This is a genomic window from Nocardia sp. NPDC004568 (genome assembly GCF_040609955.1).
In the GTDB taxonomy this organism is placed as follows: Bacteria; Actinomycetota; Actinomycetes; order Mycobacteriales; family Mycobacteriaceae; genus Nocardia.
The window spans coordinates 22,269-34,275 of record NZ_JBEXLL010000023.1 but is presented as its reverse complement, the minus strand read 5'-3'; the positions used below and the strand labels follow the sequence as shown (position 1 = coordinate 34,275).

Below are 12,007 nucleotides of genomic sequence, written 5' to 3'. Positions count from 1 at the left end.
CCCATCCGGGGGCGGGTTCCACGATCTCATATCTGGTCGTGGCGTTCGATGCGTTCGTCCGCGGTGTGGTTGGGGCCGTGGGGATCCCGGGTTCCACCGCGCTGTCCTTCGCCCCCCGCATCGGCGGCGGCCACGTGCTATGCGGGTGTCCCTTCCGTATGCCGCGGCGGTGCGGTCCGCGGTGTTTCCATGGCCGGCCGGGGCAGCAGGCGTTGCAGGACATCGGTGATCGTGATCAGGCCGACCGGGTCCGCGCCGTCGGCAGGGGTGACGACGGCGAGGTGACTGCGGGTCTCCCGCATGGTGTGCAGGGCCTCGTACACCTTTGTCGCGGAGGTCAGGGTCAGGACCGGACGCATCAGCCGCCGCGCGGTGGTGCCCGGCTCGGCCTGCAGGCTGTCGCGAACGTGGAGGACCCCGTCGATCCGGGTGCCCGCGCGGACCAGCAGGCGCAGATGTCCGGACTCGCGCGCGAGCGCCTGGATGGTCTCCGGGCCGGCGTCCGGGCCGACCGCGGTGGGGTGGGTGCCGGGCCGGACGATATCGGCGACCGTGAGCTGTTCCAGTTCCAGCGCGCTGATGAGATTGCCGTGGTAGCGCTCGTCGAGGGTGCCCACGGTCGCGGAGTGTTCGACGAGATGGCGCAGCGCGGCGGGGTCCTGTCCGGCCTCGACTTCGTCCACCGGGGTCACCCCGACGGCGCGCAGACACCGGTTGGCGGTGCTGTTGAGCGCGGTGAGCAACGGCCGGGTGAACCACATGAAGACGCGCATCGGGACGGCCAGGATCGTGGCCGATTTCTCCGGATGCGCGATCGCCCACGATTTGGGCGCCATCTCACCGACGACCAGATGCAGGAATGTCACCACGATGAGCGCGAGGACGAAGCCGATGACATCGGCGACCCACAGTGGCGCGCCGAGATCCTCGAACAGCGGGGTCAGCCAATGGTGTACAGCGGGTTTGGTGATCGCGCCCAGCGCCAGGGTGCAGACGGTGATGCCGAGCTGCGACCCGGCCAGCAGTACCGACAGCTCCCCGGAACTGCGTAGCGCCGCGCGCGCGGCCGCGCTGCTCGCCGCGGCGTCCTCCAGCCGGTGCCGCCGGGCGGCGATGAGCGCGAACTCGACCGCGACGAAGAACGCGCTCGCCGCGATCAACCCCACCGTCACCGCCGCGACGATCCAGGGGTTACTCATCCGCGGTGTCCTCCGACTCGGGCCGCACGGTGACGAACACCGAGGCGGGCACGTGCTTGTCGACGCGGCGCACGTCGGCGACCAGGAGCCGCGCCGGACGTGGCGGGTCGCTGAGGTAGTCGGCCGGCTCCGCCGGCAAGGGGACGCGAACCCGGTCGCCGACCTCGGGTAGGCCACCGAAGACGCTGATCAGCAGGCCGGCGAGGGTTTCGTGATCCCCCTCGGGCAGGGTCGATTCGAGGAGACGTTCGACCTCGTCGAGGTGGATGTCACCGCGCAGGACCCAGCCCCCGCCCTCGGCGACGATATCGGCGGCGGTGCCCGGATCGTGTTCGTCGGCGATTTCGCCGACGAGCTCTTCGGCGATGTCCTCGACGGTGACGATACCGGCGAAACCACCGTATTCGTCGACGACGAGCGCCATCTCCTCGCGGGCGGCGCCGAGCCGGTCCACCAGTTCTGGCAGCGGCAGCGATGCCGGGACCAGGACCGCGGGGCGCAACCGGGTCTGCGCGGTACCGGCGGGTGCGCTGCCGAGGAGGTCGTGCAGATGGATCACCCCGCGCAGGTCGTCGCTGGAGTCACCGACGACCGGGTAGCGCGTGTGACCCGTGCGCATCCGGGTGAGGACCTCGCGCACCGGATCGTCGATGTGGACCGTGTCGACCCGCGCGCGGGGGATCATGGCGTGTTCGGCGGTGCTGGTCGGGAAATCGAGGATACGGTCGAGCAGCGTGGACAATTCGGCGGGTAGTTCCCCGGAATCCCGGGATGCCGCGACGATGTGCTCGAGGTCGCGGGGAGTGGCCGAATGCTCCACATCGTGCACCGGCTCGATGCGCAGGGCGCGCAACAGCAGGTTCGACGACTGGTCGAAGAGCCGGATCAGCCATCCGAACACCTTCAGGTACAGCGTGGTCGAGGCCGCGAGCCGGCGGGCGACCGGCTCGGGCCGGGCAATGGCGAGGTTCTTCGGTACGAGTTCCCCGAACAGCATCTGCACCACGGTGGAAAACGCGATGGCCAGCACCGCTCCGATGCCGATCCCGACAGCGGCCGGTACCCCGGCATCGCCCAGCAGATCGCCGAGTCCCCGGCCGATGAGCGGTTCGGCGACATAGCCGACCAGCAGCCCCGTGACCGTGATGCCGAGCTGGGCGCCCGACAGCATGAACGAGGTGCGCCGGGTGACCCGCAGCGCTCGGCCGGCGGCCCGGTCACCGGCCGCGGCACCGGCTTTCAACCGGGACCGGTCCACGGCCATGAACGCGAATTCCTGGGCGACGAAATATCCCGTCGCCGCCGTGATCAGCAAAACGACGACGAGGCCGAGGGCGATATTCAGCGCGGTCAGCATTGTCGCGTCCCGGTTCGGCCTCGGGGAGGCTCCTCGCCCCGGCGTGCGCCGGGGTGCCGATTCTTGCGCGATGCGCGTCTCATGAATTCTCTCTGCTCAGGAACGGTGACGGGGGTGAACCGTGGGTCAGGGGTCGGTGGGTGTCAGACGTTGACGCCGTAGTCGCGGGCGATCCCGGCGAGTCCGGAGGCGTAACCCTGTCCGATGGCGCGGAACTTCCACTCCGCACCGTGGCGGTACAGCTCGCCGAACACCATCGCGGTTTCGGTGGAGGCGTCCTCGGACAGGTCGTAGCGCGCCAACTCCGCCCCGTTGGCCCGGTCCACCACCCGGATGAAGGCGTTGCGCACCTGGCCGAACGACTGCTGCCGGGCGTCGGCGTCGTGGATGGACACGGGGAAGAAGATATTGGTGATCGTCGGCGGGGTGGCCGCCAGGTCGACATTGATCACTTCGTCGTCGCCTTCGCCCGCACCGGTGAGGTTGTCGCCGGTGTGCTCGATGGTGCCTTCGGGGGAGCGCAGGTTGTTGTAGAACACGAAGTGCTGGTCGGACACCACTTTCTGGTCCGGACCCGTCGCGATGGCACTGGCGTCCAGGTCGAAATCGGAGCCGGTGGTCGACCGCACATCCCAGCCCAGACCTACCGCCACCGCGGTCAGGTTCGGCGCCTGCTTCGACAGCGAGACATTTCCGCCCTTGGCGAGACTGACACTCATTCCGCTACTCCTGATTCTCGAGACGTCATCGATTGTCCGGTACCGCGGCCGTCGGGGCGGTCGTGGCGAGGCGTCGCGTATTGCCCGGTGTTCGCGTGACCGGTCGCGCGAACACGTGCGCGAAGGCCGTCCGGCGTGGACACCGCCCTGGCTCAGCACGCGCAGGGTGTCCGGCCCACCGGCCGTTCGGTGACGCTGCGCATTTGCCGAGCCCCTCGTGCGGACATATATCCGACACTAGCACGCACCACTGTATGGTTGTCGGTGGCAGAAGGAGGTGCCCGTGCCCGAGTCGCTGCTCAGAATCGGTGAGTTCGCTGCCCGCGCCGAGGTCAGCGCACGCACCATCGACTACTACACCGGGCTGGGCCTGCTGGTTCCGGCCGAACGCACGACCGGTAACTACCGGCTCTACGATGCCGCCGATATCGCCCGCGTCCATCTCATCCGCCGGCTCGAGGCGCAGGGGTTGCCCTTGGAGGAGATCGCCACCGCGCTCGCCGCCGGCCCCGGCGATATCGGGCATGTGCTGGACCGCATCGACGACGACCTGAAACTGCTGCACGCCGCCGCCGAAACCGCTCCGGCCGAGATCCACGGCCTGCTGACGGTGATCAGTGCGCGCATCCACTCGCTGATCACGGTGGCGCTGCAACTGCCGCCCGATATTCCGGTCCTGTGAACCGCGTCCGGGGGGTTGCTACGCCGGCGTAAGCAAATTTCGGAGCTGTCCGAAGAATCCGCCGCCTCCGCGGGCGGGTTCGACTGACCCGGTCCGGCGGCTTCGCCGCGGGTCAACGCAGGAAAGGAACGACTTCGGCGAGCAGGGCGTCGGGGCGGTCGAGCGGGATGATATGGCCCGCACTCCGGGATCAGCCGGCCGACGAGATCGTCGGTGACCGTGCGTAATTGCCGGTACAGCGCGTTGCCCACACTTTCGGTCCCCAAGGCCAGGGTCGGTACGCGCAGCCGGGAATCGGCGACCGCGGCCGCGATCAGGCGGGCGTTCTCGGCCATGGCGCGGTAATAGGCGAAGCCGCCGCGCAGCGCCTCGGTCCCGGTATACGCCCGGATGACGGCCTCACGCAGGTCCGCCGGTATACGGCCGGGCCCGGTCGTGCCCGCCGTGAGGAACCAGTCGATGTACTCGGCTTCATGACCCACCAGCACTGTTTCCGCGAGACCGGGGACCGCGTGGAAGCCGAACCACCAGGGCGGTCCGGCGGCCAGGAATTCCTCCGCGCCCGGTAGTGGGATCAGGAGGGATTCCATCAGGACGGGACAGTGTACTCGCTCGGGGTTCCGCAGTGCGAACAGGAACGCCGCGGGCGCCGAGGCATCCAGGGCCAGTACGGACGCGGCCGGAAGATCGAAGCCGTCGAGCAGGCCCGCGAGATCCGCGGCGAGGGTGGCCGCGTCGTAGCCGTCGCACGGCCGGGCGCTGTCGCCGAGCCCGCGCAGATCCGGTGCGATGACGAGGTGGTCCCGGGCCAGCGCCGGGATCACCCGGTCCCAGATGCGCCGGGTGTGCGGCCAGCCGTGGAGCAGCACGAGCCCCGGGCCGACGCCGGAGACTGTCACGGCCAGTTCTACCGAACTCGCCGTGATCCGCAATTCCTGCGCTGGTGTGCTGGGCCGCATCTCACCTCCTGGGTAACCTTCGGTGATCATGTCACCGTAGGAAAGTGGGCACGGGTGGAGCAAGACGGCACTTTCGTGAAACGGGGTCACCCCGGGGTGACCGCCCGGCGCGGCGATCTGTTCGCGCCGGATTGCCCGACCCGGCAACTGCTGGACCGACTCGGGACGAAATGGGTCTCGATGGTGGTCAAGGTGCTGGCCGAGGACAGTCCGCGTCCGGTACGTTTCGCCGCGCTGCGTCGGCGAATGCCCGGTGTCTCCCAGAAAATGCTGTCGCAGACACTGCGGGGACTCGTCGCCGACGGACTCGTCACCCGGCACGTCGAAGCGACTGTGCCGCCGCAGGTCCACTACGGCCTGACCGAGCTCGGGCAGTCACTGGAACTCGTCCTCGCGGCGATGCGCGACTGGGCCGAAATCCATATGCCGGAGATCAGTGCGCAGCGCGCGTCCGGAACTGAGGTTTCGGTGACCGATGGGCACGGAGCCGGCCGAATGGACAGGTAGCGGCCGGGCGCGCACCTGTGCCGACCGGCTCGCCGACCATGTCCCGGTGTTCGGCGGTGCGCCACCGGGTGCCTCGGCGCAGCGGGGCGGGCGCGGTCCGCCGGATCCGCGACCGCGACACCGGACCTGTGGGCTCAGGCCTCGGGCACCGCCGGGTCGCCCACCTCTACGGGATTGGACGGATCCGCGCTCCACTGCGACCAGGAACCGGGAAACAGGCTCGCGTCCCGCCCCGCCGCGGTGAGCGCGGCGACGGCGATCGCGGCCGTCACGCCGGAACCGCAGTAGACGGCGGGCGGCCGCGCCGGGTCGCCTGCCGGATACCGGCCGAGGATCTCCTCGTCCGGAAGAAACCGGCCGGACTCGTCGATCAGGCCTGTCGCGGGAACATTGCGTGCGCCCGGTATATGCCCCGCCACCGGATCGACCGGCTCGTTCTCGCCCCGGTACCGCTCCGGGGCCCGGACATCGACGAGCGATCCCTGCGCGGCGATATCGGCCAGTTCCTCCTCGGTCACGACAGCGCGCGCACCGGCGTAGAGATCCGGCCGGGTCACGGTGACGTCGCCGGGCGCCGGGATCACCTGGCCGCTCTCCAGGGCGCCGCCGAACTCCCGCCATGCCGTCAGACCGCCGTCGAGGATGCGGACATCGGTCAGTCCGGCGGCGGTGAGCACCCACCAGGCGCGCGCCGAGCCGGCGCGATTCCAGTCGTCGTAGACCACGACCGGAACCCCGGCGCGGACGCCGAGGGCCCGCAGACTCCGTTGCAGTGCCGCACCGTCGGGCAGCGGATGGCGACCGCGGCCGGTCACCGAGTGATCGGACAGTTCGCCGTCCAGGTCGACGTAGACGGCGCCGGGGAGGTGACCGGCCCGGTAATCGGCGCGCCCGTCGGGGCGGTCCAGTCGCCACCGCACATCCAGCAGCGTCACCTCGGTTCCGGCCGCCAGCGTCGCCGCCAGTTCGGCGGCGGTAGTGAACACCTCGGCACGAGTAGTCATCGGAAAGTCTCCACCTCTGCGGCTCGCCGTCACGGGCTGTCCCGCCGCGGGCGACCGATGCCTATCGGCCGGCGACGGCACAGCGGATGCTAGCAGCGGTCCGCGCGGGTCCCGGCGGCCGCGATACCGCCGTCGCCTCGCGACCGCCCTGTCACGATTGGAATCTGCGCGAGGCGAAATCGGCGCCGCACACCGCCACCGCCGAGGCCCACCCGAACCGGACTACACCCCACATCCGACGGCCGTGCCGGGCACCGGATTCTCCGGCTCGAGGTGCGGGCCCGGCCGGCTCGGCGGGTACGCCATGCCGGGCGGCGGCCTGCCGTCTCGACCATCGCTGCCGCGATAATGGTCGGTGCGACCCTGCGGCGTCTCGGTCAGCCGGGTGGTACGAGCTCCGCGGCGATCGCGCGACCCCAGGCGCGACGGCGAGTGCGCGACCCCAGGCGCGACGGCGAGTGCGCGCAGCTCGGCCGTTATGCCCGGTAGGCGGTGCGGGCTGCTTCGACTTCGTCCATGTGTTGTTCGGCCCAGTCCTTGATGGCCCGCATGACCGGTAGTAGCGAGTGCCCGAGTGGTGTGAGTTCGTACTCGACTCGCTGCGGCACGGTCGGCCACACGGTGCGGGTGACCAGGCCGTCGCTTTCCAGGTTGCGCAACGTCTGGGTCAGCATCTTCTGGCTGACACTGGCCAGTCGCCGGCGGAGGTCGCTATAGCGCTGCGGCCCGTCGGCCAGTGCGTTGACCGCCAGACTCACCCATTTGTCGGAGATTCGGTCCAGCAGTCTGCGGGCGGGGCATTCGGCCAGGTAGGCGTCGTATGCGGCGCTGCGCTCGGCGCGCAGTTGCGCTGCGGTCCGGGTGGGCATAGAGGTTACCTCCGGGTGCGGTGGGCACTTCGAAGTGCCGACTTCCGATCAGAGAGTAGCTCTCCGATAGTTGTCTTCATGAGCAAGCGAGAGATGATGCGAGCGGTGGTGGCTCGCGGCTACGGTGGGCCCGAGGTCTTGCAGATCGTCGAGGTGGATATTCCGGAGCCGGGCGTGGGCCAGGTCCGGATCAAGGTCGAGGCTGCGGCCGTCAACCCGGTCGATCTGGCGACGCGGTCGGGCGCGCTGGTCGAAGCGGGGTTGATGGCGCCGCGGGAGATCACCGGTGTGGGTTGGGATGTCGCCGGTGAGATCGAACGGCTCGGCCCGGACGTCGACGGGCTCACTGAGGGGCAGAAGGTGATCGGCCTGCGTGACCTGCTCGATGTGTCGCTCGGCGCGTACGCCGACTATGTGGTGCTCGACGCGGCTGCTGTTGCTGCGGCCCCGACGGGGTTGTCGGCTGTCGAGGCGGCCACCTTGCCGCTCAACGGCCTCACCGCCGCCCAGTCGCTCGAGCTACTGGAACTATCCGAGGACGACACCCTGCTGGTAACCGGTGCGAACGGCGCCGTCGGCGGCTTCGCCGTCCAGCTCGCAGCGCAACAGGGTGTTCGGGTGATCGCCCAGGGGAGTGACGCGGACTTCCTGCGCTCCGTCGGCGCGCGTTGGACACTTCCGCGCGACGCCGACCTGGTGGTCGAGGCGCGCCGACTCGTCCCCGGCGGTGTGCACCGTCCACCACGAATGGATCCACGCCGACGGGAAAGCTCTCGCCGGCATCGCGGGACAGAAGCTCACCGCCCGCGTCGCCGACACTCTCCCCTTGCACGCAGCCGCCGAAGCTCACACCCGCCTTGCTGCCGGTCGACTCGCTGGACGCCTCGTTCTGACACCGTGAACAGCATCGCCGCGGGGCTCGGGTCCGGATGCGATAACAGCCGGGCCAAGTGATCAGGAATCGAGAAGCGCTGGTCACAGCACTGCCATTAGCGTCCTTCGCACCGAGAGTCGCACGGCGGGCGCCGCGCGCGAACCTTTCCGAGGAGGACGCAATGAACTGGAGCAGGCCGGTCCGGCGGACGCACCGCGTGCTGGTGCCCGTTTTCACGGCGACCCTGGTGATCGCCGTGGTCGTCCTGGCGTTGCAGGGTCCGGCGTGGGTGTCCTATCTACCGCTTCCCCCACTGGCCTTCCTGTTCTTCTCCGGCCTCTATCTGCTCGTACGACCTCTCGTCGCGACCCGGCGCGGTGGCGCGGCCGCGGACTTCGTTCGGCCGGCGGATACGGGATCGCCGGACCGGCCGACCGCGTACCGTGTTCGGCAACTCCACCGTTGGTCCGCCGTGGCTTTCGTACCGACCGTGCTGGCGACGGTCGTCGCGCTGTCGCTGCCGGAGCCCCTGGTCTGGGTCTCCTACCTGCCGCTGATCCCGCTGGCCCTGCTCTTCTTCTCCGGGCTCTACCAGTTCGCGCTGCCGTATCTCGGCGCGCGCCGAGGCGCTGCTGCCGAGCCGACCGGTCGACGGACCCCTGCGGCCTGACGTCCACGCACCGGCGCCCCGGGAGCAGCCGACGCCGGTTCGTCCGCCGGGCGGAGCGCGCCGGATCCAGCGCGCCGCCCGCCGTCGCACGGATACCGGGTGATTCCGGCGCGTATCGGTTCAGCGGTAGAGGCCCACCAGCGCGCGTGCGGCCGCATCGACGATCTCGTCCGCGGAGGCTTGCAGGGCGCCGTCGAGCCAGGCGGTGACGAGTTCGGCCATACCGCCGACGAAGAGCAGGCCGGCGGTTTCGTCGGCGTTCTCGCTGCGGTCGCGGGGACCGAAGAATTCCCGCGCCTCCAGCGCGGACTGATGGGCGAGATGGCGCAGGAGTTCCGTCCGGCGCCGGCGCAATTTCGGTACCGCGACCGACTCGACGATGGCGACCCGGCCTTTACGCGGATCGTCGAGCAACTGCTGGACGAAGGCGTGGATCGAGGCCCGGGCGCGCGCGGCCGGGTCCGGGCCGGCGTGCTCGGCGGCCCGCCGGCTGGTCTCCTCGATCTCCGCCGCGATCCCGTCCATCACCGCTTCGAGCAAGGCGTCGAGCCCGGAGAAGCTCTCGTAGAAGTAGCGTTCGCTCAGTCCCGCCGCCGTGCAGACGGCCGTCATCGTGGTCCGCGTGTCCGGGTCCGCCCAGACGGTGAGCCCCGCTTCGAGCAGCCGGGCACGGCGTTCGGCGGCGCGGTCGGCCGCGCTGACGCCCCGGTAGATCCCCGATTGCACGGCCACGTTCTCAGCATGCCACAGGAATCGGCGCACCAAGGTTGACAGGATGCCCTTCCTGAATCACGCTGGTCGTGACCACCGCCACACCAGCACGAGGTGAGCAGATGAAGGCCGAGGCCCTGGAGCCACGCGCAGAAGCCGCTACGACGGGGCCGGCGGCCACGCGGCCGATCCCGGTCCAGCACCGTGACGACCGCGGATTACCCCTGCTCGGGCAGGTGCTGGAGTACGCCAAGGATCCTGTCGCGCTGTGCCGTGGCCGCTGGGAGCGCTACGGTCCGGTCGCGCCGTTTCGCGCGCTCGGCAAGAACGCGGTGATGCTGCTCGGGCCCGAGGCGTGCGGCGCGGCACTACAGAACAAGGACAAAGCGTTCGCCAACGAGCCGGCCTGGTCCGAACTCGTCGGCCCGTTCTTCCACCGCGGTCTCATGCTCATCGATTTCGAGGAGCACCTGGCGCACCGGCGGATCATGCAGGAGGCATTCACGAGATCCCGGCTCGAGGCCTACACCCAGCGCTTGCATCCCGCCATCGAACAGGGTGTGGCGGACTGGGTAGCGGGCACCGAGTTCCCGTCGTACTGGAAACTCAAGCAGCTCACCCTCGATATCGCCGCGGACCTGTTCATGGGCGGTGTGCAGGACACCGGACAGGCCGAGATGGATCGCATCAACAAAGCATTCATCGCCTGCGTGCAGGCCGCGGCCGGGATCGTCCGGATCAACGCGCCGTTCACCCGCTGGGGCCGGGCCTATCGCGGCCGCAAGGTGCTCGAGGATTTCCTCCGCCACTACCTGCCGGCCAAACGCGCTCGGCAGACAGACGACATCTTCTCGGTGCTCTGCCACGTCGAGAACGAGGACGGCGAGCGCTTCGGCGACGACGACGTGGTCAACCACATGATCTTCTTGATGATGGCGGCCCATGACACCTCCACCATCACCACCTCCACCATCCTGCAGTACCTCGGGCAGCACCCGGACTGGCAGGAGCGCTGCCGGGCCGAGGCGCTGGCCCTCGGACCGGCGCCGTCGATGGCCGAGCTGGACGAGCTGGTCTCGATCGATCTGGTGATGCGCGAGGCACTGCGCCTGCGGGCTCCGGTTCCGGTGCTCGTCCGCTACGCGGTGAAGGACACCGTGGTCGAGGGTGTGCGTATCCCGGCCGGCACCGATGTCATCGTGGGGATCCAGTTCACCCACCTCATGGAGGACTACTGGACCGATCCACTGTCCTTCGACCCCGACCGGTTCGGCCCCGAACGCCGCGAGGACAGATCGCACCGCTTCGCGTGGGAACCGTTCGGCGGCGGTGTACACAAATGCATCGGAATGTATTTCGGGGGCCTGGAGGTGAAGGCGATAATGCACAGGCTGCTCCGCAATTATCACTGGACCGTCGATCCCGGCTACGTGCCGCCGATGGATTACCACTCGCTGCCGTTCCCCAAAGACGGTCTGCCGATCACTTTGATCCGTAACTGAACCGCCCGCGGCCGCCCGCCCGGCGTCGTTTACGGTGGAGTTCCTCCCCGATGCGCGTGCGACTGCGACTCCGCGCGCCACTCCGGTGCGCGTCATTCCGGCATGGAGGGGTGCGCGACCACCCGAGCATGCACCGACGCAAGGGTTGCTGCGCGGTCTCGCCGGATCACCGTCGTGTTCGTTTCTTGCCCGGTAAGCCTATCGACCGTGTGGGTAACCAGGAATACGCTGGATATCGTCCACCGTAACGTGGTCTGTCCCATTTCTGGGGTCTCTGGTCTCGGCCGCTCCCGTCGTGAGGTGTAGCGGTATGCGAGGCGGCGAGGAGTGAGCATGAAAGGCGGAGCAAGAATTGCGTTAGGGGTGGGAATCGGATATTTCCTGGGTCGTACCCGCAAGATGCGCTGGGCGATGGGATTGGCGGGTGCGGCGATGTCCAAACGATCCACGGGGCTCGCGGGTGAGCTGCTCGAACGCGGCACATCGACGCTGGGTGGCTCCAAGGAGCTGACCAAGATCACCGATACGGTGCGGGGCGAGCTGCTGGGAGCGGTGCGGTCGGCGGCCGTGACCGCGGCGAGCAACCGACTCGACGCGCTGAACGAACGGTTGCAATCACCGTTGCCGACCGGGGACGAGGACGAGGACGGCGGTGGTCGCCGGCGGGCCGCCGCGACGGAGGAGGATGTCGAGCCCGATTCGAGCGAGGTGGACGAGGCGCCAGAGGAAGAGCTCGACGAATCCCCGGACGAAGAAGAAGCCGAAGAACCCGCACCCCGGCCGCGTGCCCGCCGGACGACCGCGACCAAGACCTCGCGGGCCGGTACTCGCACGTCGACCCGGTCGTCCGGCTCCGGGGAGAGTGGGACGGCCGCGTCGCGGCGCCGGCGCGCCGGCGCCGATACCGACAAGGCGCCCGTGCGGCGGACGAGGCGGTGATCAGGTATGGCAAAA

Annotated in this window: 12 protein-coding genes and 2 pseudogenes; 7 read left to right on the top strand and 7 right to left on the bottom strand. The window is 69.3% G+C overall.

What is annotated here, in order from left to right:
• Positions 1-137: 137 nt before the first annotated feature.
• The 3 genes from ABZV91_RS13470 to ABZV91_RS13460 all read right to left on the bottom strand — a co-directional run bounded on the left by ABZV91_RS13470 (position 138) and on the right by ABZV91_RS13460 (position 3,275).
• Positions 138-1,199 carry a hemolysin family protein gene (locus ABZV91_RS13470; RefSeq protein ID WP_355240087.1) on the bottom strand — a complete coding sequence of 354 codons (1,062 nt, stop codon included), beginning with the start codon at positions 1,197-1,199 and terminating at the stop codon, positions 138-140.
• Positions 1,192-2,556 carry a hemolysin family protein gene (locus ABZV91_RS13465; protein ID WP_355240084.1) on the bottom strand — a complete coding sequence of 455 codons (1,365 nt, stop codon included), beginning with the start codon at positions 2,554-2,556 and terminating at the stop codon, positions 1,192-1,194. Before ABZV91_RS13465 ends, ABZV91_RS13470 begins: the two co-directional genes overlap by 8 nt.
• 143 nt (positions 2,557-2,699) lie before the next feature.
• The gene (locus tag ABZV91_RS13460; RefSeq protein ID WP_355240081.1) at positions 2,700-3,275 is read right to left on the bottom strand and encodes a TerD family protein; all 576 of its coding nucleotides are present in this window, start codon (positions 3,273-3,275) and stop codon (positions 2,700-2,702) included.
• A 283-nt stretch (positions 3,276-3,558) separates the two neighbouring features.
• Here ABZV91_RS13460 and ABZV91_RS13455 point away from each other — a divergent pair, with 283 nt between their 5' ends.
• A complete protein-coding gene (locus ABZV91_RS13455; protein WP_355240078.1) occupies positions 3,559-3,957 on the top strand; it encodes a MerR family transcriptional regulator in 399 nt (132 codons plus the stop codon).
• A gap of 398 nt (positions 3,958-4,355) precedes the next feature.
• Here the strand turns inward: ABZV91_RS13455 and ABZV91_RS13450 are convergent.
• A pseudogene (locus ABZV91_RS13450) lies at positions 4,356-4,916 on the bottom strand (alpha/beta fold hydrolase); the annotation flags it as partial.
• Between ABZV91_RS13450 and ABZV91_RS13445 the strand changes: the two are divergent.
• Positions 4,803-5,423, top strand: coding sequence for a helix-turn-helix domain-containing protein (locus ABZV91_RS13445; protein ID WP_355240075.1), 621 nt, complete (start codon positions 4,803-4,805; stop codon positions 5,421-5,423). The pseudogene ABZV91_RS13450 and the gene ABZV91_RS13445 sit on opposite strands and share 114 nt — an antisense overlap.
• A 134-nt stretch (positions 5,424-5,557) precedes the next feature.
• On the opposite strand, the gene ABZV91_RS13440 is transcribed toward ABZV91_RS13445, so the two are convergent.
• Positions 5,558-6,427, bottom strand: coding sequence for a sulfurtransferase (locus ABZV91_RS13440; RefSeq protein ID WP_355240072.1), 870 nt, complete (start codon positions 6,425-6,427; stop codon positions 5,558-5,560).
• A 476-nt stretch (positions 6,428-6,903) separates the two neighbouring features.
• A complete protein-coding gene (locus ABZV91_RS13435) occupies positions 6,904-7,296 on the bottom strand; it encodes a helix-turn-helix domain-containing protein (protein ID WP_355240069.1) in 393 nt (130 codons plus the stop codon).
• Between the two features lie 78 nt (positions 7,297-7,374).
• Here ABZV91_RS13435 and ABZV91_RS13430 point away from each other — a divergent pair.
• From ABZV91_RS13430 to ABZV91_RS13420, 3 genes and pseudogenes are all read left to right on the top strand, one after another.
• Positions 7,375-7,602 (top strand): annotated as a pseudogene (locus tag ABZV91_RS13430) (NADP-dependent oxidoreductase); the annotation flags it as partial.
• A gap of 328 nt (positions 7,603-7,930) precedes the next feature.
• Complete coding sequence (locus tag ABZV91_RS13425; RefSeq protein ID WP_355240211.1) at positions 7,931-8,197, top strand: zinc-binding dehydrogenase; 267 nt, start codon at positions 7,931-7,933, stop codon at positions 8,195-8,197.
• A 154-nt stretch (positions 8,198-8,351) separates the two neighbouring features.
• A complete protein-coding gene (locus tag ABZV91_RS13420) occupies positions 8,352-8,840 on the top strand; it encodes a hypothetical protein (RefSeq protein WP_355240066.1) in 489 nt (162 codons plus the stop codon).
• A gap of 120 nt (positions 8,841-8,960) precedes the next feature.
• Here the strand turns inward: ABZV91_RS13420 and ABZV91_RS13415 are convergent, their stop codons facing one another.
• Positions 8,961-9,572: a TetR/AcrR family transcriptional regulator gene (locus ABZV91_RS13415; protein WP_355240063.1), complete on the bottom strand. Its 612-nt coding sequence runs from the start codon at positions 9,570-9,572 to the stop codon at positions 8,961-8,963.
• 101 nt (positions 9,573-9,673) lie between these two features.
• On the opposite strand from ABZV91_RS13415, the gene ABZV91_RS13410 reads away from it, so the two are divergent.
• Both ABZV91_RS13410 and ABZV91_RS13405 read left to right on the top strand, forming a co-directional pair.
• Positions 9,674-11,053 carry a cytochrome P450 gene (locus tag ABZV91_RS13410; protein ID WP_355240060.1) on the top strand — a complete coding sequence of 460 codons (1,380 nt, stop codon included), beginning with the start codon at positions 9,674-9,676 and terminating at the stop codon, positions 11,051-11,053.
• A gap of 363 nt (positions 11,054-11,416) precedes the next feature.
• Positions 11,417-11,992, top strand: coding sequence for a hypothetical protein (locus tag ABZV91_RS13405; RefSeq protein ID WP_355240057.1), 576 nt, complete (start codon positions 11,417-11,419; stop codon positions 11,990-11,992).
• The last annotated feature ends 15 nt before the right edge of the window (positions 11,993-12,007 follow it).

What these genes read in the sequence shown, in the direction of transcription:
- ABZV91_RS13440 (WP_355240072.1), bottom strand. Translation starts at nt 6,427, where the DNA reads ATGACTACTCGTGCCGAGGTGTTCACTACCGCCGCCGAACTGGCGGCG.
- ABZV91_RS13435 (WP_355240069.1), bottom strand. Translation starts at nt 7,296, where the DNA reads ATGCCCACCCGGACCGCAGCGCAACTGCGCGCCGAGCGCAGCGCCGCA.
- ABZV91_RS13470 (WP_355240087.1), bottom strand. Translation starts at nt 1,199, where the DNA reads ATGAGTAACCCCTGGATCGTCGCGGCGGTGACGGTGGGGTTGATCGCG.
- ABZV91_RS13420 (WP_355240066.1), top strand. Translation starts at nt 8,352, where the DNA reads ATGAACTGGAGCAGGCCGGTCCGGCGGACGCACCGCGTGCTGGTGCCC.
- ABZV91_RS13465 (WP_355240084.1), bottom strand. Translation starts at nt 2,556, where the DNA reads ATGCTGACCGCGCTGAATATCGCCCTCGGCCTCGTCGTCGTTTTGCTG.
- ABZV91_RS13460 (WP_355240081.1), bottom strand. Translation starts at nt 3,275, where the DNA reads ATGAGTGTCAGTCTCGCCAAGGGCGGAAATGTCTCGCTGTCGAAGCAG.
- ABZV91_RS13410 (WP_355240060.1), top strand. Translation starts at nt 9,674, where the DNA reads ATGAAGGCCGAGGCCCTGGAGCCACGCGCAGAAGCCGCTACGACGGGG.